At 31.3% G+C, this 25,299-nt stretch carries 16 protein-coding genes; 11 read left to right on the top strand and 5 right to left on the bottom strand.

Annotated features, from left to right (window positions below):
• The first annotated feature begins 14 nt into the window (after nucleotides 1-14).
• The 5 genes from ACXGQT_RS02210 to ACXGQT_RS02190 all read left to right on the top strand — a co-directional run bounded on the left by ACXGQT_RS02210 (nucleotide 15) and on the right by ACXGQT_RS02190 (nucleotide 6,848).
• Complete coding sequence (locus ACXGQT_RS02210) at nucleotides 15-1,028, top strand: helix-turn-helix transcriptional regulator (RefSeq protein ID WP_457829767.1); 1,014 nt, start codon at nucleotides 15-17, stop codon at nucleotides 1,026-1,028.
• A gap of 155 nt (nucleotides 1,029-1,183) precedes the next feature.
• Nucleotides 1,184-2,347, top strand: a complete 1,164-nt coding sequence (locus tag ACXGQT_RS02205) for an MFS transporter (RefSeq protein ID WP_457829766.1) — start codon at nucleotides 1,184-1,186, stop codon at nucleotides 2,345-2,347.
• A 2-nt stretch (nucleotides 2,348-2,349) separates the two neighbouring features.
• Nucleotides 2,350-3,492 (top strand): Gfo/Idh/MocA family protein, encoded by a 1,143-nt coding sequence (locus tag ACXGQT_RS02200; protein ID WP_457829765.1) that lies wholly within the window; start codon nucleotides 2,350-2,352, stop codon nucleotides 3,490-3,492.
• A gap of 25 nt (nucleotides 3,493-3,517) precedes the next feature.
• Nucleotides 3,518-5,776 (top strand): DUF7133 domain-containing protein, encoded by a 2,259-nt coding sequence (locus ACXGQT_RS02195; RefSeq protein ID WP_457829764.1) that lies wholly within the window; start codon nucleotides 3,518-3,520, stop codon nucleotides 5,774-5,776.
• Nucleotides 5,777-5,795: 19 nt separating this feature from the next.
• Nucleotides 5,796-6,848, top strand: coding sequence for a sugar phosphate isomerase/epimerase family protein (locus tag ACXGQT_RS02190; protein ID WP_457829763.1), 1,053 nt, complete (start codon nucleotides 5,796-5,798; stop codon nucleotides 6,846-6,848).
• Nucleotides 6,849-7,069: 221 nt separating this feature from the next.
• Here the strand turns inward: ACXGQT_RS02190 and ACXGQT_RS02185 are convergent, their stop codons facing one another.
• Entirely contained in the window at nucleotides 7,070-9,805 is a 2,736-nt protein-coding gene (locus tag ACXGQT_RS02185; protein WP_457829762.1) for a hypothetical protein, read from the bottom strand.
• A gap of 153 nt (nucleotides 9,806-9,958) precedes the next feature.
• The gene (locus ACXGQT_RS02180; RefSeq protein ID WP_457829761.1) at nucleotides 9,959-12,820 is read right to left on the bottom strand and encodes a hypothetical protein; all 2,862 of its coding nucleotides are present in this window, start codon (nucleotides 12,818-12,820) and stop codon (nucleotides 9,959-9,961) included.
• Between the two features lie 192 nt (nucleotides 12,821-13,012).
• Between ACXGQT_RS02180 and ACXGQT_RS02175 the strand changes: the two genes are divergently transcribed.
• A complete protein-coding gene (locus ACXGQT_RS02175) occupies nucleotides 13,013-14,248 on the top strand; it encodes a DEAD/DEAH box helicase (protein ID WP_457829760.1) in 1,236 nt (411 codons plus the stop codon).
• A 10-nt stretch (nucleotides 14,249-14,258) separates the two neighbouring features.
• Entirely contained in the window at nucleotides 14,259-15,314 is a 1,056-nt protein-coding gene (locus ACXGQT_RS02170) for an endonuclease/exonuclease/phosphatase family protein (protein WP_457829759.1), read from the top strand.
• A 1-nt stretch (nucleotide 15,315) separates the two neighbouring features.
• Here the strand turns inward: ACXGQT_RS02170 and ACXGQT_RS02165 are convergent, their stop codons facing one another.
• Together ACXGQT_RS02165 and ACXGQT_RS02160 are read right to left on the bottom strand one after the other, a co-directional pair.
• Complete coding sequence (locus ACXGQT_RS02165) at nucleotides 15,316-15,726, bottom strand: DoxX family protein (protein ID WP_457829758.1); 411 nt, start codon at nucleotides 15,724-15,726, stop codon at nucleotides 15,316-15,318.
• A gap of 16 nt (nucleotides 15,727-15,742) precedes the next feature.
• The gene (locus ACXGQT_RS02160) at nucleotides 15,743-18,091 is read right to left on the bottom strand and encodes a TonB-dependent receptor domain-containing protein (RefSeq protein ID WP_457829757.1); all 2,349 of its coding nucleotides are present in this window, start codon (nucleotides 18,089-18,091) and stop codon (nucleotides 15,743-15,745) included.
• A gap of 238 nt (nucleotides 18,092-18,329) precedes the next feature.
• Here ACXGQT_RS02160 and ACXGQT_RS02155 point away from each other — a divergent pair, with 238 nt between their 5' ends.
• The 3 genes from ACXGQT_RS02155 (at nucleotide 18,330) to ACXGQT_RS02145 (ending at nucleotide 22,132) form a co-directional block, all read left to right on the top strand.
• Nucleotides 18,330-19,343 carry a sensor histidine kinase gene (locus tag ACXGQT_RS02155; RefSeq protein WP_457829756.1) on the top strand — a complete coding sequence of 338 codons (1,014 nt, stop codon included), beginning with the start codon at nucleotides 18,330-18,332 and terminating at the stop codon, nucleotides 19,341-19,343.
• 2 nt (nucleotides 19,344-19,345) lie between these two features.
• Nucleotides 19,346-20,011: a LytR/AlgR family response regulator transcription factor gene (locus tag ACXGQT_RS02150; protein WP_457829755.1), complete on the top strand. Its 666-nt coding sequence runs from the start codon at nucleotides 19,346-19,348 to the stop codon at nucleotides 20,009-20,011.
• An 81-nt stretch (nucleotides 20,012-20,092) separates the two neighbouring features.
• Entirely contained in the window at nucleotides 20,093-22,132 is a 2,040-nt protein-coding gene (locus tag ACXGQT_RS02145; RefSeq protein WP_457829754.1) for a mucoidy inhibitor MuiA family protein, read from the top strand.
• An 84-nt stretch (nucleotides 22,133-22,216) separates the two neighbouring features.
• On the opposite strand, the gene ACXGQT_RS02140 is transcribed toward ACXGQT_RS02145, so the two are convergent.
• Nucleotides 22,217-23,119: a DUF6607 family protein gene (locus ACXGQT_RS02140; protein WP_457829753.1), complete on the bottom strand. Its 903-nt coding sequence runs from the start codon at nucleotides 23,117-23,119 to the stop codon at nucleotides 22,217-22,219.
• Between the two features lie 89 nt (nucleotides 23,120-23,208).
• Between ACXGQT_RS02140 and ACXGQT_RS02135 the strand changes: the two genes are divergently transcribed.
• A complete protein-coding gene (locus tag ACXGQT_RS02135; protein ID WP_457829752.1) occupies nucleotides 23,209-25,293 on the top strand; it encodes a TonB-dependent receptor plug domain-containing protein in 2,085 nt (694 codons plus the stop codon).
• The last annotated feature ends 6 nt before the right edge of the window (nucleotides 25,294-25,299 follow it).

Below are 25,299 nucleotides of genomic sequence, written 5' to 3'. Positions count from 1 at the left end.
AAAACAGATTTGTAATGGATAATATGCAAGAAATAGAACCTTTTCAAGCAGCCGAAGGAATTGTATATCATGCAGATACTTGTTTACCATTAATTGATGCTAGTAATAGAAAAAAGGTAAAACTTAAATCTTTATCTAGACATTCCTACCCAGGAGAAAGACTTGACGAAAATACCATTGGATTGAACAGTATTGGTTATTGGGATGCCAATACTCCACAAGACTGGGGACTCGATTGGCATAGAAACGAAGGAATGGAATTTCATTTTTTAGAATCGGGACTTATGCCCTATGCCCAAGAACACAAAGAAGTTATTTTAGAGCCTAACCATTTAACCATTACCCGACCTTGGGAAGCCCATAAAGTAGGAAATCCTTATATTGGAGTAGGTAAATTTTATTGGATTATTATTGATTTAGGGGTTAGGAGACCACATCAACCATGGGTTTGGCCAGATTGGATTAACATTACACCACAAGATTTAGAAAAATTAACCATTATGCTTAGGCATAATGAAAAATCTATCATTAAAACCAATCATTATTACAAAGAATGTTTTCATCAAATTGGTAAAGCTATTGACGAAGATGTGAATAACAATAGTGCTTCTAAAATAAGAATTTTAATCAATCAACTTTTATTACTGCTCCTAGAAAGTTTATCCGAAGAAAAAATTGTGTTAAACGAGGCTTTAACCGATAGCTCAAGGAGTGTAAAATTCTTTTTAAAAGAACTAGACAATAACATCTCAGAGAACTGGAATATTCAATCAATGGCAGATTCTGCGGGTGTTGGTTTAACAAGGTTTACTCATCATTGTAAACAAATTACCAATTTAACCCCAATGCAGTATTTAACCTATAAACGCATTGAAAAATCTAAAAAACTTTTAATAGAAGACAACAATTTATCGGTTTCAGAAATTGCTTACACTTGTGGCTTTACCACCAGTCAATATTTTGCTACTGTCTTTAAGAAATATGAAAATTGCACCCCAAACGAATATCGTTTAACAAACAATTTATAGGTATATTTTTTTTCACTGAAAAATTATAAACAACTACACATTGATAAATATATATATTTATCAATCAATACAGTTATTTTATGAATATATATAAATATTCATCACTATAAAATAAAAAATGTATTGATTTTTATCTAAAACTATATATATATTCAATGGAAAAATTTCATAAAAACAGATTGTTTGTTGCTAGTTGTTTGGCATTAATTACCACAGCAATGACCTTTGCTATTAGAGCTAGATTAGAAACAGTGTTTGGACCTGAGGGAATTGGTTTAACACTAGAACAAATAGGCTATGCTTTTACACCTGCCTTTTTTGGATTTACACTTGCTATGATTTTTGGAGGTCCTTTAGTAGATTTATTGGGAATCAAAAAAATTACTTGGATGGCTTTCATAACCCATGCAATTGGTATTGTTTGGACCATTATGGCAGATTCTATGACATCCCTGTTTTTAGCTACCTTATTTATAGGAATTGGAAATGGATTGGTTGAAGCTGCTTTAAATCCACTAGTAGCCTCTATGTATTCTAATCAAAAAACCAAAATGTTAAATAGATTTCATGTGTGGTTTCCTGGTGGAATTGTAATTGGATCTTTAGTTGGTTGGCTAACCATGGATGTATTAGGTTTAGATTGGCAAATTATGGTAACCACTTTGTTTATTCCTTTAATTATGTATGGAATTTTGTTTCTAGGACAAGAAATCCCAGTTACGGAAAGAGTTAAATTAGGGATTAGTAACAAACAAATGCTGTCTAGTATTACCAAACCACTTTTTATATTTATGGTTTTGTGTATGTTTTTAACAGCTGCATCAGAATTAGGAACTACTCAAAGAATAGAATCTTTATTAAAAACATCGGTTGCATCACCTTTATTAGTTTTGGCTTTTATTAATGGAATTATGGCTTTAGGAAGATTATTTGCAGGACAAGTAGTACACAAATTAAAGCCTGCAGGAATGTTACTTTATTCTGCCATTTTTACCCTTACTGGACTTTGGTTATTAACCATTACAAGCGGAAACATGACTTTTGTAGCTGCAGCAGTATTTGCTGTTGGTGTAACTTTCTTTTGGCCAACCATGTTAGGTTTTGTAGCTGAATATTTACCACAAACAGGAGCCTTAGGTTTATCTATTATGGGAGGAGCAGGAATGTTCTCCGTTTCTTTAGTACTCCCTGTTATGGGAAAATTAATGGATAATGCCAACGCAGTTGAAGCACTTAGAACAATGTCTATTTTACCTGCAATTTTAATTGTAGCTTTTATAGGATTAAATATTTACATGAAAAAGACGAGTAAAGAATAAACATGAATAGAAAATTAAGAATGGGAATGATTGGTGGAGGAACCGGGTCATTCATTGGTGATGTACACAGAAAAGCAGCTTCCATTGATGGAATGATAGAATTGGTTTGTGGTGCTTTTAGTAGCACTGCAGAAAAATCAATTCAATCTGGAAAAGATTTGTTTTTACCAAAAAACAGATGTTACGGAAGTTATGAGGAAATGATTTTAAAAGAAAAAGAACTTCCAGAAGACGAACGTATGGATTTTGTATCTATAGTGACACCAAACCATATGCACTTCCCTCCTGCTAAAATGGCTTTAGAAAATGGTTTTCACGTAGTCTGTGATAAACCTATGACCTTAACTTTAGAAGAAGCGATAGAATTAGAAAAAATCATAGAAAAATCAGGAAAACTATTTGCCTTAACACATAATTACCCTGGTAGTCCTATGGTTAAACAAGCCAAAGCCTTGGTTGATAATGGAGATATAGGAACCATTAGAAAAGTAGTAGTGCAATATTTACAAGGATGGTTATCTACAGACTTAGAAACTACAGGTCAAAAACAAGCTGCTTGGCGAGTAGACCCTAAACGTTCTGGTATTGGAGGAGCTTTAGGTGATATTGGAACCCATGCTGAAAACTTAGTTGAATATATTACAGGTTTAAAAATTACTGAAATTGCAGCTGATTTAGGTAGATTTGGAAAAGGAAGAGTTTTAGATGATGATGGAAACCTATTATTGCGTTTAGAAAATGGAGCTAAGGGAATCATGTCTATTTCTCAAATAGCTTTGGGTGAAGAAAATAATTTAGCCATAAAAATTTATGGTACCAAGGGAAGTTTAGAATGGCAACAAGAAAAACCTAATCAATTAACAACACATTGGTTAAATGAACCCGTAAAAATATATACTCCTAATGGAAATAAACTATATCCATCTGCTCAAATATCTAGAATTCCAGCTGGTCATCCTGAAGGATATTTAGAAGCCTTTGCTACTGTATATAAAAATTTTGCTATCCATTTAATAGCTTTATCTAAAGGAGAAACTATTAAGTCTCCAGACTACCCAACAGCTAAAGATGGAGTTAGAGGAATGAAATTTATTTATGCAGCTGTAGAAAGTGACAAAAACAATTCAACCTGGACAAAACTATAAATACAAAAGAACACTACTCAATATTATGAAATTTAACATAAATTATAAAACCCCACTTTTATTACTTAGTACATCATTATTAGTAATTGCTTGTAAAAAAGAGAAAAAACAATATTTTGATAACAAGTTTACAAAACCTAAAATTATAAAAGAAGCTTCGTCAGAATTCCGTACCCCAGAAGAAAGCATGAAAACCTTTTATTTGCCAGATGGATATAAAATGGAATTGGTGGCTAGCGAGCCTATGGTTGATGAACCTGTAACCATTGCCTGGGACGGAAATGGTAGATTGTATGTAGCTGAAATGAATACCTATATGCAAGATGCTGATGGTACTGGAACCAATAGGTCTATTAGTAAAATAAAACAATTGATTGATACTGATGGTGACGGAAAAATGGACAAAAGCACTGTATTTATTGACAGTCTTTTATTACCTCGTATGATTTTACCTTTAGACAACGGAGAATTAATTGTTAACGAAACTTATTCTTATGATTTATGGAAGTATACCGATACTAATAATGATGGTGTAGCAGATAAAAAAGAACGCGTTTATTACAATGAAAACCGTAGAGGTGGTAATTTAGAACATCAACAAAGTGGTTTATTATGGAACCTAGACAATTGGGTTTATACAACCTATAACCCAATACGTTTTAAATTTACCAAAGACAAAGTAGTAGTAGATTCTGTAATTAAAATGCCTAGTGGCCAATGGGGATTAACTCAAGACGACATGGGGAACAACTTCTACTCTACTGCTGGTGGAGAAAACCCAGCATATGGTTTTCAACAACCTCCTATTTATGGAGATTTTAGTCCTAAAGGAAGGCTAGAACCAGGTTTTATGGAAACTTGGCCTATTGTAGGAACTCCAGACGTACAAGGTGGTCCTAAAAGAATTAAAAAAGATGGTACTTTAAATCATTTTACAGGAGTTGCTGGTCAAACAATATATAGAGGACATAAATTACCTGATAACTTATATGGAGATTTATTTATTCCAGAACCAGTAGGTCGTTTTATTAGAAGAGCTAAAGTAGTTACAAAAGAAGACGGATTAAAAACGTTAGTGAATCCTTATTATCAAACTGAATTTATGGCTTCTACAGATTTAAACTTTAGACCTGTATGGTCTGAAACTGGACCTGATGGAACTTTATATGTGGTAGATATGTACAGAGGTATAATTCAAGAAAGTAACTGGACAAGAAAAGGAAGCGCTATTAGACCTGTTATAGAGCGTAAAAAATTAGATAAAAATATTGGTAGAGGTAGAATTTATAGAATTGTACACGAAGATATTGAACCAGATGAACAACCTAGATTGTTAGATAAATCATCTTTAGAATTAATACCTTATTTAGGTCACAAAAATGGATGGTATAGAAATACTGCTCAAAAATTAATCATTTTAAGAGCAGATGAAAAAGTAATTCCTGTCTTAAAAGAAATCGCTTTAAACAATCAAAGTATTTGGTCTAAATGGTTTGGTAGTGATGACAAAGATTACGGTTTAGAAAGAATTCATGCCTTATGGACCTTAGAAGGACTTGGAGTAATCGATTCAGATATTTTAAAAGAAAAATTTAAAGACGAAGACCACAGAGTAAGAATGACAGCTATTAGGTTAACAGAAAGTTTACTTGAAGCTGGTAATGTTGAGTTTTTTAAAGATTTTGAGGTTTTAGCAGAAGATCCTTCTGTAGAAGTTATAAACCAACTAGCACTAACTTTACGTTTTAGTAATGCTGACAAAGCTACCTCAATATTAAAATCTATTCAAAGAAAAAATAGTGAGAATAATATTATTGCCAACACTACTTATGAAAGTCTTAAAAAAACAGATGAAGTATTGTTAGCATTAAAACAAAGAATTGCTGGTAGAAATAGAGGCTCTCAAGAATCTGTGCTTAGAGGATATGATACTTATAACCAATTGTGTATTACTTGTCATGGTAAAGATTTAAAAGGAGCTCCAAATGAAGATGGTTCTTTAAATGCCCCTCCATTAATTGGAAGCGATAGAGTTAAAGGAGATAAAAATAGACTCATTAGAATTGTAATGAACGGATTAACAGGAGAAATTGATGGTACTGATTACGGAATTATGATGTCTTTAAAAAACAATGGTGACAAGTGGATTGCAGATGTTTTAAGCTATGTAAGAGCTATGAATGATAAAGATAATGTTGACTTTAAAGCCGTAAGAAACATAAGAAAAAAAGATAAAAACAGAGAAGATTACTGGACTTTAAAAGAATTGAATAAAATAAAATAAAATAAACATAAAAAAGAAAATGAATATTATTAAAGGACCTGCTATATTTTTAGCTCAATTTGCTGGTGCAGAAGCTCCGTTTAATTCTCTTGATGGAATGTGTGAATGGGTAGCTTCTTTAGGTTATAAAGGCATACAAATTCCTACTTGGGAAAGCGGATTGATTGATGTAGACCTCGCTGCTACCAGTCAAACTTACTGTGATGAGTTAAAAGGAAAGGTAGCATCATACGGATTAGAAATCACAGAATTGTCTACGCATTTACAAGGACAGTTGGTGGCTGTAAATCCTGCTTATGACACCATGTTTGATGGATTTGCTCCAGAAGCCTACAGAAACAACCCTAAAGCTAGAACCGCCTGGGCAGTAGATCAATTAAAAAAAGCAGCAGCAGCCAGTAAAAACTTAGGTATAACCGCTCATGCAACGTTTTCTGGATCTTTAATGTGGCATACTATGTATCCTTGGCCTCAGGCTCCAAAAGGATTGGTAGAATTAGGGTTTAAAGAATTAGCAGACAGGTGGATGCCTATACTAAATACTTTTGATGAAAATGGTGTAGACGTTTGTTATGAAATTCACCCAGGAGAAGACTTACATGATGGGGTAACTTTTGAGCGATTTTTAAAAGCAACCAACAATCATAAAAGAGTAAATATTCTTTATGATCCTAGTCACTTTGTTCTACAACAATTAGACTATTTAAAATACATTGATTACTATCACGAATACATTAAAATGTTTCATGTAAAAGATGCTGAATTTAACCCTTCTGGTAAAGTAGGGGTTTATGGAGGTTATCAAGATTGGAAAGACCGTGCCGGTAGGTTTAGATCTTTAGGTGATGGGCAAGTAGATTTTAAAAGCATTTTTACAAAACTAACTCAATACAACTGTAATGTTTGGGCTGTTATGGAATGGGAATGTTGTATTAAATCTCCTGAGCAAGGTGCTAAAGAAGGAGCTCCGTTTATTACATCACATTTAATAGATTCTACAGACAAAGGCTTTGATGATTTTGCTGGTAGCGCTACTGATAAAGAAACACTAAAAAAAATATTAGGGATTTAAAAAATTCTAAGAAAAAGAAAGAATCAGGAAAGAGGAATCATAAAGATTCCTCTTTTTGCTTTTATCATTATTTTTTACATCAATTTTAACCTTAAATTTCCGTAGTAATTCTCGATACATTCTGAAGCTAGTTCAGGACACTCGAAGTGACATTTTAAATTCCATGACAGTTCGAGTTTAATTTACTGAAGTATAACGGAAACAAATCAAGTATGGAGAACTTATTTTTCCCTTATTTGATAACTCGTTTCATAATATCCAAACCTCCCCTTTTGATTAACTCCTTCAACTACAATAAGTATTTCTCCTGTGTTATCTCCGTTGTAATATTCTACTTTTGCTTCTCCAATTTCATCGGTAGTTACATTTGGTTCCCAATGTACAACCGAACGTAAATCGGGGATATTCCAATCTTCTGGGTTTAAACTTTCGTGCTTTGGAGCATAAAATTCTCGTTTGGGAGTAAAACCTTTAGCATTAAATTTTTCAATGCCTTTGTTTCTACTTATATAATTTTCTCCTTTACCTGCATATGTATAAATATTTACAATGGCTACCCTTAAACACATTCCTTTTTCTACATCCCAAACATCTTCTCCATTAAATGTCGGATCCTTAATTAGTTCAAAACTTTTAATTTCTTCTAGTGGAATAGTATTTAAAGGGATTGGAATTCTTCTAGGTTTACCATCTATCAAAACAAAAGTACAATCATATCCATAAAGACTAATTTCATCACCTCCAAACTCAAATTCATTTCCATCCTTATAGATAACTTCAATACCTTCATCTGGATAAACAGCATTTAAAACACTCGTTATTCCATAATGCCAAGTAGGTGCCTTTCTTAATAATTCTTCATTTTCTATCACCAAATCTGGTAAACCGTATTTTTCTTTCATTATTTGTCTAGCGGGTGTCATGTTATAACCTGTAAGCTTTACCTCCTCTAACTCAATAATCCCCTTTGCCAACTTTATCTTTTCTTCTTGTTGTTTTCTAAGAATATTTTCTTTTACATATAAAATAGTGCTATCTGCTAACTTTACATTTTCTGTTTTTTTATAGTTGATTACAGGTGTTTTATAACTAGCCAACTCAATATTATAATCTTTTTTCTTCCCTTTTTCATCTTTAGTTTGCATCGCTACTTTAAACTCATCTTTATAGTAATCATCTAACTTTATATTAAAGCCTCCTGTACTATCTATTGTTTGAATATCTACATTTAAAGGACCATACACAGCTGTTAATTCTACTGGTTTTTTCAACTTACTTTTAGAAAACCATTGGTTTTTAATTCTCCCAGAAATAGTTAACCCTTTTTCTGGTGAGAATTTAAAATTGGTACTAAAAGCTGTATTTTCATATTTGTAATTACTCCAACCTTGGGTTAACAATAAAGCATCTACATCTTGTTTTCTTCTTTTATTTTTAATATCAAAATAAGCATTGGGATTTTCTATGGTTCCTTTTAATTCTGAGTTCAATAAAAAGTAGGATAAAATGTTGCTTCGCAAACTATTTTCTTTTCCTAACTGTTCTTTATTGATGACTAGTACAGATAAATTGGTTTTAATGGTACTGTCTATACTTTTAGTATTTATAGTAATAGCCGTTTTATCTCGCTGTTTGAATTTTGATTTACTCAACGTTGTGTTGATTTTAATTCGTTTATTTTCTCTATAATTAAAAAACAATCGTTCTGCTACAATTTGGTTGCTAAGGTTGGTGATGGTGAATTTTACAATTCCTTCGGGTAGTTTAGCCTTTTCTATTCCTGCTCCTACTTTATTGTTTTTAAATAACATTTCAAATTCATCATACACCACTCCTCTTACTTGGGCTTTTACATGTAATGCCTCTTGATTTTGTTGATTGGTTTCTAAAGACAAAACAATAAAATCTGCTACTTCTTTTACATTTAAAACTACTCCTGTTTTATTTATTTCTGGCAATGGATATTTATACTCCACATTATCTGTTCCTTTTACGACTGCATAATATTTTTTGTTAAGTGCTGGTGTTAAAAAAGTAACGCCCATTCCTAAAGTATTGCTCTGAAAAGGCATGATAATGTTGTTATTTTGGTCTACAATAGTTCCTGTAATTTGTTTTCCTTTGTTGTTATAGTCCAAAGCTTTAAAAGCGAGTTTACTTGTTAAACCATTTACTAATTTTCCTCCTTCTGGAAAAAATTGTAAATCCAAATAGTCTTTATTAATCGCTATCGTTTTGCTGTAAGAATTGAACTTTTTATAATCAAAATTTCTGGCTCTTATAGAACCTAATTGGAATTCTAATCTTGCTTTTACAGCATCTTTGGGTAATAAATATCTAAAACTGTAAACATCTTCTTTATCCTTTTCTACTTCTAAAGAATCTGTTGTTTCTTCTGTATGGATATACATTTTTAGTTTTCCCTTAAACTTAGGATTTAAGAGTTCTGGATAAGCTTTGGCTGAAATTTGGTATTGCTCATTTTCCGTTTCTTGCAAAACAACATCTCTAATAGCTAAATCTTCTTGTTTAATCTCTTTAGGAGCGTAGATATCTACATAAGTCTGAGAGATAAATTCTTTATCAAAATTTTTATTCCATTCGGTATAAGCTCTTATTAAATATCTTCCTGAAGGTAGTTCTTCATTTAAGTCAAAATAACCATCTGTTATACCATTTTCTATTTTTAAGAGTTTAGAATCAATGATGTTTTCATCAAAATCAATTAAATCTACATGCAATACCCCACTTAATTTGGTAGGCAAATGCTCCAAATCTGTCACAATCGCTTTAAACCAAATGGTTTTATCCGTAGTAAAAATCGTACTTACGGGTTGTAAGTAAATCTTTTCTGCATAAGCGTTTTTGGATTCTATTTTAACCAGTAGTTTTTCTTGAGAATAGGTTTGAATCATTGTTAATAACAACAAATTGAAAAAGATAATTCTGTTTTTCATAGTATTTTATATCAACTTTAATATTAAATCTCCGTAGCACTTCTCGATACACCATGAAACAAGTTCAGAGCACTCGAAGTGACATTTTAAATCCCATGTCAGTTCGAGTTTGATTTGCTGGAGTGCAACGGAAACAAATCAAGTATCGAGAACTTATTTCCCCCTTACTTGATAACTTGTTTCATAATATCCAAACTTTCCTTTTTTAGTAATGCCTTCAATTACAACAAGCATTTCTCCTGTATTGTCGGCATTGTAAAATTCTACTTTAGTTTCTCCATTTTCATCAGTAGTTATGTTTGGAGACCAATGTACAACTGAACGTACATCTGGAATTTGCCAATCTTCTGGATTTAAACTTTCGTGTTTGGGAGTATAAAACTCACGCTTGGGTTGAAAACCTTGGATGTTAAACTTATCAATACCTTTGTTTCTGCTTACACCATAAAGTCCTTTGCCCGCATACGTATAAATGCTAATAATAGCTATTTTAGAGTCTCTTACTAGATCACCTCTATACGCACCTACACCATACAATCCAGCTTCATAAAGAGGTCGACCAGGATCATCATCTGGCAAAACTCCCATAATACCAAGTTCCTCGTCATTATAACCACCTCTAAAAACATCACCTAAATAATAATTTGAGCGTTTCGGACTTTTTATCAATTCAAAACTTTTAATTTCTTCAATAGGTAAGTTTTGTATATATGGATAATCCAACAATGTTACTGGCTTACCATCTATCACAATAAATGTGAAATTTCTTCCATATACTTTAGCTTGTGAATAGGGGAAATAAAAACCTTCTATATTATCAATTATATGAATATCATCCGGAAAACTAGCTTGTAAAGCACTGTACAATCCATAATTCCATGTTGGAGCTTTCTCTACAATTTCATCATTCTCTATCACCAAATCTGGAGCCCCGTGTAAATCCATCATTTTTTTTCTGGCCGGTGTCATAACATACCCCGTAAGTTCTACTTCTTCTAATTCTATAGCACCTACAACAGGCTTAAGCTTTTCCTCTTTCTGTTTTCTGACAATGTTTTTCTTTACATACATACTAACAGAATCTGCCAACTGAACTATTTCTTCTTTTTTGTAATGTATTTTTGGACTTTTGTATTTATCTAATTCAATAGTGTAATCTTTTTTATTCCCTTTTTCAGTTTTAGTTTGCAAGGCTACTCTAAACTCGTCTTTATAGTAATCATCTAACTTTATATTAAAGCCTCCTGTACTATCTATTTCCTGAATAACCACATTTAAAGGCCCATACACCGCTGTAAGTTCTACTGTTTTTTTCAACTCCCTTTTAGAAAACCATTGGTTTTTAATTCTCCCTGAAATAGTCAATCCTTTTTCTGGTGAAAATTTAAAATTATTATTAAACGCTGTGTTTTCATATTTATAATTGCTCCAACCTTGGGTGAGCAGTAAGGCATCTAAATCGTATTTTTTTCTTTTGTTTTTAGGATTGAAATATTCATTAGGTTTTTCTATGATACCTTTTAATTCTGAATTCAATAAAAAGTATGACAAAATGTTGCTTCGTAGACTGTTTTCTTTTCCTAACTCTTCTTTGTTGATGACCAAAACAGATAGGTTTGTTTTAATAGCATTACTGTCTTTGTCTTTAATGTTTAAAGTGATGACTGTTTTTTCTCTTTGCTTGTATTCCTGTTTGTTTAGACTTGTAGTTATGTTTATTCGCCCCTCTTCTTTGTCATTAAAAAACAATCTTTCTCCTACAATTTTATTGTTTGGGTTGGTGATGATGAATTTTACAATTCCTTCTGGCAATTTGTTTTTTTCTATCCCTGCTCCTACTTTGTTATTTTTAAATAGCATATCAAATTCATCATAAACCACTCCTCTTACTTGGGCTTTTACATGTAATGGTTCTTGGTTTGGATGATTACTTTGTAATGATAACACAATAAATTCTTCTATTTCTTTTATATTTAACACCACTCCTGTTTTATGAATTTCTGGGATTGGATATTTATACTCCACATTGTCTGTTCCTTTTACGACTGCATAATATTTTTTGTCAAGTGCTGGAGTTAAAAAAGTAACCCCCATACCCAAAGTATTGCTCTGAAACGGCATCATGATATTGTTATCTTCATCAACAATATTCCCTGTTATTTGCTTTCCTTTATTGTTATAGTCCAAAGCTTTAAAAGCGAGTTTACTTGTTAAACCATTTACTAATTTTCCTCCTTCTGGAAAAAATTGTAAATCCAAATACTCTTTGTTAATCGCTATCGTTTTGCTGTATGAATTAAACTTTTTATAATCGTAATTTCTGGCTCTTATAGAATCTAGTTGGAACTCTAATCTTGCCTTTACAGTGTTTTGAGGGAGCAAATAATTAAAACTATATTCTTCATTTTCATCTTTTTTAACTTCTAAAGAATCTGTTTGTTCTTCTGTATGAATATACATTGTTAGTTTCCCCTTAAACTTAGGATTTAGGAGTTCTGGAAATGCTTTGGCAGAGATTTGATATTGTTCATTTTCTGTTTCTTGTAAAGTCACTTCTCTTATGGCTAGATCTTCTTTTTTAATTTCTTTAAGAGCGTAGAGATCTACATAAGTTTGAGAGATAAATTCTTTATCAAAATTTTTATTCCATTCGGTATAGGCTCTGATTAAATATCTTCCTGAAGGTAGTTCTTCATTTAAGTCAAAATAACCATCTGTTATACCATTTTCTATTTTTAAGAGTTTAGAATCAATGATGTTTTCATCAAAATCAATTAAATCTACATGCAATACCCCACTTAATTTGGTAGGCAAATGCTCCAAATCTGTCACAATCGCTTTAAACCAAATGGTTTTATCCGTAGTAAAAACCGTACTTACAGGTTGCAAGTATATTTTTTCTGCATAAGCATTTTTAGATTCAATATTTATGTCTACCCTATCCTGGGCGGAAACAAAAAAAGGTTGAAATAAACAACACAATCCTACTAAAAAATAGTATAAAGATTTTTTCAAAATTATTATTAATTGATAAAGAAATTTAACCTTAATTTAAAAAAAACACTATAAATTATAACTCATATTCTATACATTATCATTCATTATTAATTTTAAAGACATCCTAAGAATCAAGTCAAGTCTAAAGGAGATGAGTATCATAATTAACCAATAGTTTAGTTATCTTTGCCATACTAGTAAATACTAACCATGACATTTAAAGACTTACACTTAAACGCTAAAATATTAAAAGCGGTAGCAGAACAAAACTACAGCACACCTACTCCAATTCAGCAAGCAACCATTCCTTTGGTTCTAGATGGTGTTGATGTAATTGGTTGTGCACAAACTGGAACAGGAAAAACAGCTGCTTTTGCTTTGCCTATTTTAGATCGTATTTTTTCTCAAGCAGATGCTAACAAAAAAGAAAAAAAGATCAAAGCCTTAGTTGTAAGTCCTACGCGTGAATTGGCCATACAAATAGAAGAAAATTTTAAACAATACAGTACTTATACCAATTTAAGAACTACTTCTGTGTATGGAGGAATGTCCATGGAGCCTCAAATAGATCAATTAACCAAAGGAGTTGATGTTTTAATTGCCACTCCTGGTCGTTTGTTAGATTTACATAAAAGAGATATTCTAAACCTAGACTATATTCAAATTTTAGTTTTAGATGAGGCTGACATGATGTTGGATATGGGGTTTATAGACGATGTAAAAAAAATAGCTCGTTTATGCCCTCAACAGAAACAAACTTTGCTGTTTTCTGCAACCATGCCTCCAAAAATTGAAGCTTTGGCTAAAGAATTATTAACGGAACCTGAAAAAGTATCCGTTTCTGCTATTTCATCTGCTGCCAAAACCATTAGTCAGGAATTGTACATGGTTCCAAAACCAAAAAAGATTGAGTTATGCTTACATTTACTAAGAAATGATTTAAGAGGAAATATTATTATTTTTAGACGTACCAAGTTTGGTGTAGACAAACTAGAAACTACCTTGTTAAAAAACAATTATAAGGTAGATACCATTCACGGAGATAAAACACAAGCAGCCAGAACCAAAGCTTTAAATAAGTTTAAAAATAATGATGTAAACATTTTAATCGCTACTGATGTAGCAGCCAGAGGAATTGACGTGCCAGATTTAGATATTGTTATTAACTTTGATTTACCTAACATTCCTGAAGCTTATGTACACAGAATTGGTCGTACAGGTAGGGCTGGAAAAGAAGGTAGAGCTTTGTCTTTTTGTTCTGCTGATGAAAAAACATATATAAAAGATATTCAACAATTATTAGGTAAATTAATACCTGTAGAAGAAAATCATCCTTACCCTTTAGATCCTGCTGCAAAACCAGAGGTTCATAAAAAACAAGGAAGCAAGTATAAAAAGGGTCGTAAATCTGAAGCTTCTAAAGCCAAGAAAAAACGTTGGTATTAAATAAAACATCATGGAATTCTCCTTTTATGTATTAACAATAACTTTGGTAATCTTAACCTTTTTACCATTTATTAAAAATCAACATTGGTTATTTAGAGTTCCTGATTTTGGAAGAATTCAAATTCTTGCACTACAAGTAGTATTGTGGCCAATAGCCATTTTTTTCCTTTGGACAGATATTAATACTATTTGTACACTAATATTTTTATTATTAAGTGTTGCTATGGGGTATCAAATTTTAATTTTATATCCATATATTATTACTAAAAACAAGATATACAATACAAAAAACAAAGAGCTTATATCAATTTTATCAGTAAATGTATATCAATTTAACAGGCAATATCAACCCCTAATTAATTTAATACACAAAACAAAACCCAATATTTTTATAACTATAGAAACTGATCAAAAATGGGAAGAAGCTTTATCTGTTTTTGACCATGATTATCAATACTATAAAAAAATAGCATTAGACAACACCTATGGAATGCACTTTTACAGCAATTTAAAAGTCACAAAAATAAAAGCTCATTATTTTGTTGCTGATGATATTCCTTCTATAGAGGTACATATTACAACAGCTAAGGGTGACTCTTTTATTTTATATGGAATTCATCCACCACCTGCAAGTCCAACCGAAGAAGAAAACTCTAAAGAGCAAGACGGAGAATTAATGGCTATAGCTAAAAAAAGTTTAACCCAACAAAACAGTATGATTGTTGTTGGTGATTTTAATAGTGTGGCATGGTCACGTATTACCAAACTTTTTGCAAAAGTTTCGGGCTTAATTGATGCTAGAGTTGGACGTGGATTTATATCTACCTTTCCTGCAAAATATAGGCTGTTTAAAATCCCCATAGATTTGGTGTATCATTCTAAAGACATTACTATTACCCAACTTAAAACCTTAGAAGATATTCACTCTGACCACTTACCTTTGTACTTAGAGTTTTATATTAACAATAAACACCCTAATACCAACACTAAAGTTACAAAAGGAGTATTAGAAAAAACCACAGAACTTATTGAAAAAGGTATTGATGAAACCTCTAACAATAGATAGCTTATCTTTTTTTGCTTAGTAAACCGTCTATAGAAAATTTCCCTGGACCTTGTAACAAAATGACAATATATACTATTAGATACAATACAGACTTTTCTTGCACTCCAAAACTATCAGATAGGTGAATATTAAAAGCTACCACCATAGTAACAATTAATGGAACAATAGCCCAACGAGTTAAAAGTCCCAACATAATAAATACAGAACAAATAACTTCTGCAAAAACAGCCAAAGCCAAAGCCGTAGTTTCTCCAACACCAAAAGGATCTAAAAATTGTATTTCTTCTCCGCCAAATAACTTATACCATTTTCCTAATCCATGACCAAAAAGCATGGTGGCCCCAAATGAAACCCTAAGTATTAAAAGACTTATATGATGAGTAAAAGCGTTGAGTGATTTTAAATATAACATGATCTATTTTTTACAATTATCTTCCTTTTCCTGAATAAGTCATCGCTTCACCTTTACCAAAACCATAACTAAATCCTAGGGTAAAAAAACGTCCTCTTTGACCAAAACTATATTGGTAAGATTTATCATTATCAATAACACTTTCGCTAATTCTAGATTCAAATATATCTCTAATAGCAAAATTGATTACCGCTCTTCCTTTTAACATTTTTTTTCTCAATCCTAAATCAGCAAAAGCATAACCAGAGTCTTTTCCTTGCACTGTTTGATTAGAAGATCTGTAATTACCAGTTAACTCCATATCTATATCTAGCGGAAAACTAATTTTAGAATTTAAACGAGTACTCCAATTGTCTGCAGAAAAATCAAAATTTTGATTTTCGTACACACCTTTTCGATCAAAATAATTCCAGTTAAAATCTCCGTTAAAGCTCAACCATTTTGTAGCTGTATATTTTCCGTTGATTTCAACACCTGTAGTGTTTCTACTCCCCACATTAAAAGGAGTTCTTGTAGTGATATCGTTGTTAGATTCCGGATCGTATTCTATAATGGCAATACGCTCCATTACATCGGTAGTATATCTGTAATAAACACTAGTACTCATAGTTGCTTTTCCTATTTTATAAATAGAAGTTATTTCATAAGAATCTGTAAATTCTGGCTGTAAATCTGGGTTACCAGCACGGATATTATAATTATCACTAATACTAATAAAAGGATTTAAATCCCATAAACGAGGTCTGTAAATTCTTTTAGAATACCCTGCTTGTAACGAGAAACTATCTGTGAATTTATAAGAGGTATGAGCACTTGGAAACAAGTTGGTATAACGCTGTGTACCTTCCGCTCCTTTATTGGTAATAGTTAAATCTGTATTTTCTATACGTGCACCAACTTTAATCCCCCAAGTATCATTTTCGTATGCTCCAGTTCCATAAACACCTAATACTTTTTGATTGTAATCAAAAGTGTTTGTCAAATCACTATCCACCACAAAATCTCCCTCATCTTTATTGTAATTTCTTACTTCGTAATCATTCCCAACATCATTAATTACATACTGCCCTCCTGTTTCTATAGTATATTCATCACTAATAGGGTTGGTATAATCTAACTTAAATGTGTAATCTGCTTGCTGAAACTCAGTATTTGTTTGTTGATCTGTTTCAGTATTGGTTCCAGATAAAGTTGAATTTGTAAACTCTGATGATAACTCTTTACCAAAGAATCTACCCAAAGCACTAAATAATAAAATATGCTCTTTGTTATTTTTAAACTCCTTGCTGTAATTAAACTCGTATTGCCATTTTGGATTGGTTGCCTCGGTTTCTTCGGTTCTAATCCACTCACTTTGTAATACATCATTTAAATAAGAACTATAATTGGTTTCCGAAGGTTGATCTTCAATTTCGTAAGCAATATTTCCTGATAAGGTTAGCACGTTATAATCATCTATATGATAATCTGTTCCTAAAATTAAATTGTAAAAAACTTCATTTCTATAATTTGTTCCATCAGACACCAATCTACTTTGATTTTCTTTGTTTTCATTAATATTCTCGTTATATCTTGGGTATGATTTATATCCTCCTCCAAACTGGGTAAATAAATTAAACTTTTCTGTTCTTCTGTTCATACTTACTCCCACACTATGATTGTCTGGAATTCCTGTATTCACAGAAACAGAACCGTTTAATCCTTTTTTTTCTTCTTTTTTAAGAATAATATTTAAAATTCCTGCTGTACCTTCTGCATCGTATTTTGCAGATGGATTGGTAATTACCTCAATACTTTCTATCATTTCTGCTGTAATGGTTCCCAAAGCATTACTTCCAGACTCTGTTAAAACAGATGGTTTACCATCTATTAAAATTTGTACTCCAGAACTACCTCTAAGACTTACTGCTCCTTCTATATCAACATTTACAGAGGGTACATTGTTTAATACTTCTAAAGCACTTACTCCTGTACTAGCAATATCTTTACCAACATTAAAAACTTTTTTATCTAACTTAAATTGAGTTTTAGACACTTCTGCCCTAACCTCAACAGCAGCCAATGACTGACTATTTTCTTCTAAAACAATCGTTCCCAAATCCACCACATTTTTACTAGTATCAATGCTTTTAAAAGTTTGAGTTTTATACCCCATAAAACTAATCTCTACATAAATATTAGATCCAGATGTTTTAATGTTAAAAAAACCATTTTCATTGGATGTTGTTCCACCAAGTACCTCTTCACTAGTTTTATCTTTTACCACAATAGTAGCATATGGAACAGTAGTTTTAGTAGCAGCATCGGTTAGGGTACCTGCAATGGTTATTTCTTTGTTTTGAGTGTAACCTATTACACTTAACATTACAAGCAATAGAAAGTTAAACTTTACCTTCATCATATTTATTTAAAAGTTTGAGGATTATATACTTTAATTCAATACAAAAGAACTAAGAAAACAAGTCAAATAAAAAAACAATCTGTAAACAACAAAATGCTTATGGTAAACAACATTTAAAAAGAATATTGTTGTTTAGGGCATTAATTATAATGTTTACAGAATTTTTTATTTACAAAGCACTCAATTTTATAGCTTTGTAACTATGAGTAGAAAAACTAATTATAAAAATATTCTCAAGGAATTCCTTTTTCAGTTTGTATTAGCAAGCCTTGTTTTTATTCTTTACTCCTACGGAAGACATGATAGAGATATTACTTTTCAGGAATTTGTTTTTTTTACCAACCAATCTTTAGGAGCATTAATTATTGGTTTTTTTATATTACCTCGATTTTTTTACACTCAAAAATATTGGCATTTTACTATTTATACAGCTGTAGTATTTTGTGTAGTTATATTTATAGAAGAGGCTATTTTAGAACGCATTTTTTTCCCTACTACCAGAGGAAAAAATATTGCAGCTAAAATATATGATTTGTTAGATGTACTCCCTACCATTCTTATTTTATTAGGAGCTAAATTTGCCTGGGATGCCATAACACAACGCAAGCACAACAAGCAATTAGAATTGCTTGCTAAAGAAAGTGAACTACAGTTTTTAAAAACACAAATCAATCCTCATTTTTTATTTAACAACCTCAATAATTTATATGCGCATGCCATAGAAAACTCTCCTAAAACCTCTGAATTTATTTTAGAGTTATCTAACATGTTGCGTTATATGTTATATGATTGTAAAGCTGCTTTTGTTCCTCTTACTAGAGAAGTAGAACAGTTAGAAAACTTCATCAATTTAAACAAATTACAAACCGAAGGAAAAGGAAAAGTAAGTTTTAACACTAATGTTAGGGAAAACAACTTAAAAATTGCTCCACTTATTTTTACCGTTTTTGTAGAAAATGCTTTTAAACACAGTACCTCTAGCCTTTCAAAAGCTATTAATATTGTGATTAATTTAGAAGTTGATAAACAAAATCAATTAATCTTTACTTGTAAAAATAATTTCTTAAATACCTCAACCACACAAGATTTAAACAAAGGAATTGGTTTAAAAAACGTGCAAAAAAGGTTAAATATGCTATACCCAAACAAGCATTCTTTAGAAGTGAGTAATAACAATCAAGAGTATTTAATTACTTTAAAAATAAATTTACAATAGTGATGGATTGTATTATTGTAGAAGACCAATTGCCTGCACAGCGTATTTTAAAAAAATACATAGAAGATGTAGGAAACCTTAACTTAAAAGCCATTTTTAACAATGCATTAGATGCCATGGATTTTCTACAAAACAATACTGTTGAACTTATGTTTTTAGACATTCATTTACCTCAATTATCGGGGATAGATTTTTTAAAAAAATTAGAAACCCCTCCTAAAGTAATTTTAACAACTGCCTTTACTGAATATGCTATTGAAAGTTATGATTTAAATGTGGTTGATTATTTATTAAAACCTTTTGCTTTTAAAAGGTTTATGCAAGCCATAGAAAAAGTAAAAAGCAACGCTACTCTTATACAAAAGGAAATATTTATCAAATCGGGGTACGAACATATTAAGGTTAATATTGATGACCTTATTTACATCAAATCAGATACCGATTATACTGAATTTTTCTTAGCTAATAAAAGCTACTTATCTTCTGAACCTTTGCGTTTTTGGGAAACTGAACTCAAAGCGTATTCATTCAATAGAGTTCATAAATCATATATCATCAACTCCAAAAAGATTGAAAAAATAGGAACACAACAAGTGGTATTAGTTCACAACATAACCATTCCAATTGGTAGGACTTATAAAGATGATTTTCTAAAGTTATTGAATTAAGATAGCTGTAATAAATCACTTTACATTTATTAAAAAATAATTGTCGATGTTTTTTTCTATTTTAGAGAAAAACATAATTGTATGAAAAAAACTTATAAAGTGCTAATAGTACTTATATTATTAACGCAAATTACCTTTGCTCAAGAAGAACAAAAAACACCTAGCCAAGTAAAAAAAGCTACCGTTTTTTTAAACAAAGCTCAAATTAATAGAGACGTAAAAGTTTCTTTAAAAAAAGGAATTACCACACTTGTTTTTAATCATCTCTCTCCTTTTATTGATGTAAAAAGTATACAAGTAAAAACAGCTCCAAGTATTAATATACTCTCTGTAAATCACAAAAAAAATTACCTAAACGAAATTAAAAAATCTGAGCAACTAAAAGCTTTAGAAGAAAAACGTGAAGCAATCTCTGATAAAATCACTTTAGAAAACACACAATCAGAAATTGTAAATCAGAACATCGATTTTTTACAAAAAAACAAAACCATTGGAGGAACCAATCAAACTTTAACAGTAAACAATTTAAGTCAAACCGCTACTTATTATGCCAATCAATATAAAAAGTTAAAATTAGAAGAATTGGCCATTGCTAAAAGACTTAAAGATTTGTACGAGGAACGAAGGATAGTTAACAATGAAATTAACACCATTAGCAACAACAAATCCTTACCTACTGGAGAAATATTTGTAAAAGTAGAAACCACCAAAATAGAAAACACAAATTTTGAAATTACTTACTTGGTAGACAATGTTAGTTGGTATCCTTCTTATGATATCAAAGCAATTGATATTGACAATCCTTTAGAAATTACCTACAAGGCCAACTTACAACAAAATTCACAAATAGATTGGAATAATGTGGCTTTGACTTTTTCATCAGACAATCCAACAGTTTCTGGAGTTGCCCCAGAATTAACTCCTTATCAACTGTCTTTTAACCAAAGAAGAGGTACTACAAAAAATATCTCATACATTCAGGGTCACACTTTAGATGAAAATGGAAATCCACTACCAGGGGTAACTATTTTAGCAAAAGGTTCTAGCATTGGTACTGTTTCTGATTTTGATGGAAATTACACCATGAGTTTACCTAATAATACTAAAATTATTAAAGCTAGTTACATAGGCTACGAAACACAAGAAAAACCTGTTACAAATGAAACGTTAAATTTTAGATTAAACCCTAGTAGTGAATCTTTAGATGAAGTGGTAATGGTTGGTTATGCTTCACAAAAGAAAAGTAAAGCTATAGGAAGAGCTTTACAAGGAGAGGCATCTGGTATACAAATAATGGAAACAAGAAGTGATATTGATGATTATGAATCCTCTCCTTTATACGTAGTTGATGGAGTAGCTATGAATAATAATCCAAATTTATCACCTGATGAAATCAAATCTATTGATGTTTTAAAAGATGCTTCTGCTACCAGCATTTATGGTAGTAGAGGAAGTGAGGGAGTAATTGTAATTACCACTAAAAATGGAGCGAATGCTATAACAACCATTAACCAAACAGCTGTTAATTTTAATATTGAAAAAAATCAGACTGTAAAAAGTTCTGTAAACGTAAAAGAAATCAAATTAAAGACTTTACAAGTCCCTGCAGAATATCAATATTATACCGTTCCAAAAGTGAACAAATCAGCATATTTAACCGCTAAGATTAAGGATTGGGAAAAATATCAATTGTTAGATGGAGAAACCAATGTGTTTTTTGACAATACCTTTAAAAGCAAAGGGGTGCTAGATTTAGGAGCTGTTAAAGAAGAGATTGTTATTTCTCTTGGTGTTGACAAACAAATAGATATTAACAGAAGTGCTGTGACCGAAAATGTGGGGCAAAAGTTTTTAAGTAAAAATGTAGAAACTACTAGGCATTGGAAAGTTGATATTAAGAATAATAAAAATCAACCTATTAATATTCAAGTGCTAGATCAAGTGCCAGTATCTGTTACAGATGAAATTAAAGTAGAGGTTTTAAATATTTCAGATGCAGAAATGAACAGCTTGTCTGGAGAATTAAAATGGAACTTAACCATTCCTAAAACTACTAGTAAAACTTTAAATATTGAATATTTAGTAAAACATCCTAAAGATAAAAAGTTAATTATTGACTAATAAAACTTAAAATATCAACCATATAAAATCCCCATTAAACTCAATTAATGGGGATTCTGGTTATTGAACAAAAAACAAACAAATTTACTCAACAATATAACTATCTATTAAAGAATTTATGTCAGCTTCTTTACCAGAAAAGTCATCGGCAAATAAATATTTATACAAAGGTTTTCCATCTACCTTATCTCTTAATTCTAAATTATGATTTCTACCATATACTTGGTTCCATTTGGCTCTAACCAATGCCCAAGTATTTTTGTTTTTAGTCCACCAATCTTGAGCAGCTTTACATTTACTATCTTCTACTTTTACATAGGTATTTAATCCTTTTTCTTGTGCTAACAATACGTCTGATTGTCCTTGAGTACGAATAATTTTATCATTATCTTGATTATGAATCCATCCTGTTGGAGTAATCTCTTGGCGGTTTCTTCTCAACGTAACATTGTAATCATTACGTTTGGTGTATTCTCTACGAGGTAATGGAGCTGTGGTTGTGTTCTCCCAAAAACTTTTTCCGTCTACATGTACCCAAGTGGCAAATCCTTCATAACGGGGACTGTCATCTACTTGATAAACTTTTTGAGTCCATGTTTTTTTAACTTCTTTTTTAGGTAATTGTCTGTAGGTCCATTTTGTATCATAATTAAATTCGTACAAATCTCTATTTTCATACAACCAATCTTGTCTCCAATGCTTTACTATAAATTGTCTTTTAGGAGCCCCTACAATTAACAGATGTTGTAAAGATATTTTGTCCTTATCATCTTCAACCAACTGCACCCATTCTAATGCTTTATCGTGTTTTACTGCAGATGCTACATAGTTGGTATCGTTAGAATATTCAAATGTTTCTGCAAAATTAAAGTTTACCTCATAACAACCACACATACTTTTAATGGCCTTTTGGTCTTCTTTTTTTTGTGCACTAAGTACTGTTGATGCTAGCAATGTTGCTAAAGTGATTTTTTTTAATGTTTTCATGTTTTGCTTTTGTTAACTATAAAAAATATTTTTAATTATTATTTAGACTTTGTAAAAATAACATATATTTGCAGCAAATATAAAATAGAATGAGTTTAAATAAAAATAAAAAACATCTTTATTTCATCTTTTTTTTATCGTGTATGCTTACAGCTCAAGAGAAAAAAGCTGAATTAGACTCAATTATTAATACCGAAGAATTAGAACAAGTAATTATTACTGCAACTAGAACAAAAAAATTGGTTAAAAATGTTGCTTTACCTGTACAAATTATTAACAAAAAAGAAATACAACAAATAAATTCTATGCGTTTGGGTGAAGTTTTAGAAGAACAAACAGGATTAATTACAGTACCCGATTATGGTGCAGCTGCAGGAATACAAATGCAAGGATTAGATGCCCAATACACCTTAATTTTATTAAATGGTGTTCCTTTAATTGGTCGTTCGGCTGGTACTTTAGATATTAATAGGGTAACCGTTGGAAATATTGAAAAAATAGAAATTGTAAAAGGGGCTTCTTCTAGTTTATATGGAAATGATGCTTTGGGAGGTGTAATAAATATTATTACCCAACAACCAAAAAGTGGATTTTCAACACAACTTCATTATAGAGGGGACTCTTTTAACAACCATGATATCAGCAGTCAGTTTGGAGTTAAAAAAAACAAATTAAGTATCAGTGCTTTTATCAATAGATTTCAAAATGCTGGGTATGATTTAAATCCGTCTGATGCAATTAAGACCATAGATCCTTTTACCAATTACACTTTTCAAACAGGCATCAATTACAGGTTTAATAATACTGTACAATTAAATATTACCAGTAGAGTATTTCAACAAAGACAAAATGCTGCTCCGGTTGAAAATTTAGCAGGTGAAGAAAATAGTGATGAATGGAACAATCATTTTTTATTGCATCATTGTATCACTCCTAGTTTAAAAACAACAGCTGAGTTTTACATATCAAACTATAAAACCAATTCCTATTTAAAAAACACACAAACCAATGTTTTAGATAGCGAAAGTTATTTTGATCAATACATGATACGACCAGAATATAGAGTCGTTTATCAAACTAAATTTAATGCTGAAATTGTTGCAGGATTAGGGTGGACTTACGAAACTTTAGACAGAACATACTTCAGTGAAAAAGCCATATTTAGTGCTCCCTATGCCCTATTTCAATACGATCAAAACTTAGGGGAAAAACTGAATGTGGTTTTGGGAGCTCGTTTTGACAATCACAATAAATACCAATCTCAGTTCAGTCCTAAACTTGCCATTAACTATAACATCAATAAAAAAATAAGCATTAAAGGTTCTGTAGGCTACGGATTTAAAGCTCCTGATTTTAGACAATTGTATTTTGATTTTACCAACAATGCTATTGGTTATACGGTGGTAGGATATAATATGGTTCGTACTGTTGTAAATCGTTTACAAAACCAGAATCAAATAGCCAATTTATTAGTTCCTCTTAGCACTTTTGACAGCAAGTTAAAAGCAGAAAGTTCCATAGGAACTAACATTGGAGTCCATTTTAAACCTTCTACTCGTTTTACTTTTAGCATCAACGCATTCCAAAACAACATTCAAAACCTAATAGATACCAGGGCTATAGCCAATAAAACCAATACACAAAACATTTTTAGTTATGTAAATATTGATAAGGTTTATACTCGTGGAATTGAAGTGAATGCCTCAGCAAATATCATCAAACACATCAAAATAAAAGGAGGATATCAATACTTAATTGCAAAAGACAAAAGTGTAGCAGCTGCTTTTAAAAACGGTGATGTTTATGCTCGTAACCGTCAAGGTTCTTCTTTTCAATTAAAACCATCAGATTATGTTGGTTTGTTCAATCGCTCTAAACACATGGCCAATTTAAAGTTGTTTTACAACAATCCAGCCTGGGGATTAGATGCCAATATTAGAACCACATACCGAAGCAAATATGCATTGACAGATAGTAATGACAATGCGTATTTAGATAAATATGATGCATTTATAAATGGTTATGCTGTAGCTGATGTTGCCATAAACAAAACCATAGCCAAACATTACACATTAGGTATTGGAATAGACAATCTATTCAATTTTACTGATCCACAAAACATTAACAACATTCCTGGGAGAATACTCTACGGAAAACTAAATATTAAATTTTAAAAATCA

This window comes from Wenyingzhuangia sp. IMCC45467, assembly GCF_054111205.1.
Note: the sequence above shows the minus strand (reverse complement) of the source record. Positions and strands in the feature narration are given on the sequence as shown.

What these genes read in the sequence shown, in the direction of transcription:
- ACXGQT_RS02210 (WP_457829767.1), top strand. Translation starts at nt 15, where the DNA reads ATGGATAATATGCAAGAAATAGAACCTTTTCAAGCAGCCGAAGGAATT.
- ACXGQT_RS02205 (WP_457829766.1), top strand. Translation starts at nt 1,184, where the DNA reads ATGGAAAAATTTCATAAAAACAGATTGTTTGTTGCTAGTTGTTTGGCA.
- ACXGQT_RS02200 (WP_457829765.1), top strand. Translation starts at nt 2,350, where the DNA reads ATGAATAGAAAATTAAGAATGGGAATGATTGGTGGAGGAACCGGGTCA.
- ACXGQT_RS02195 (WP_457829764.1), top strand. Translation starts at nt 3,518, where the DNA reads ATGAAATTTAACATAAATTATAAAACCCCACTTTTATTACTTAGTACA.
- ACXGQT_RS02190 (WP_457829763.1), top strand. Translation starts at nt 5,796, where the DNA reads ATGAATATTATTAAAGGACCTGCTATATTTTTAGCTCAATTTGCTGGT.
- ACXGQT_RS02185 (WP_457829762.1), bottom strand. Translation starts at nt 9,805, where the DNA reads ATGAAAAACAGAATTATCTTTTTCAATTTGTTGTTATTAACAATGATT.
- ACXGQT_RS02175 (WP_457829760.1), top strand. Translation starts at nt 13,013, where the DNA reads ATGACATTTAAAGACTTACACTTAAACGCTAAAATATTAAAAGCGGTA.
- ACXGQT_RS02170 (WP_457829759.1), top strand. Translation starts at nt 14,259, where the DNA reads ATGGAATTCTCCTTTTATGTATTAACAATAACTTTGGTAATCTTAACC.
- ACXGQT_RS02165 (WP_457829758.1), bottom strand. Translation starts at nt 15,726, where the DNA reads ATGTTATATTTAAAATCACTCAACGCTTTTACTCATCATATAAGTCTT.
- ACXGQT_RS02160 (WP_457829757.1), bottom strand. Translation starts at nt 18,091, where the DNA reads ATGTTAAGTGTAATAGGTTACACTCAAAACAAAGAAATAACCATTGCA.
- ACXGQT_RS02155 (WP_457829756.1), top strand. Translation starts at nt 18,330, where the DNA reads ATGAGTAGAAAAACTAATTATAAAAATATTCTCAAGGAATTCCTTTTT.
- ACXGQT_RS02150 (WP_457829755.1), top strand. Translation starts at nt 19,346, where the DNA reads ATGGATTGTATTATTGTAGAAGACCAATTGCCTGCACAGCGTATTTTA.
- ACXGQT_RS02145 (WP_457829754.1), top strand. Translation starts at nt 20,093, where the DNA reads ATGAAAAAAACTTATAAAGTGCTAATAGTACTTATATTATTAACGCAA.
- ACXGQT_RS02140 (WP_457829753.1), bottom strand. Translation starts at nt 23,119, where the DNA reads ATGAAAACATTAAAAAAAATCACTTTAGCAACATTGCTAGCATCAACA.
- ACXGQT_RS02135 (WP_457829752.1), top strand. Translation starts at nt 23,209, where the DNA reads ATGAGTTTAAATAAAAATAAAAAACATCTTTATTTCATCTTTTTTTTA.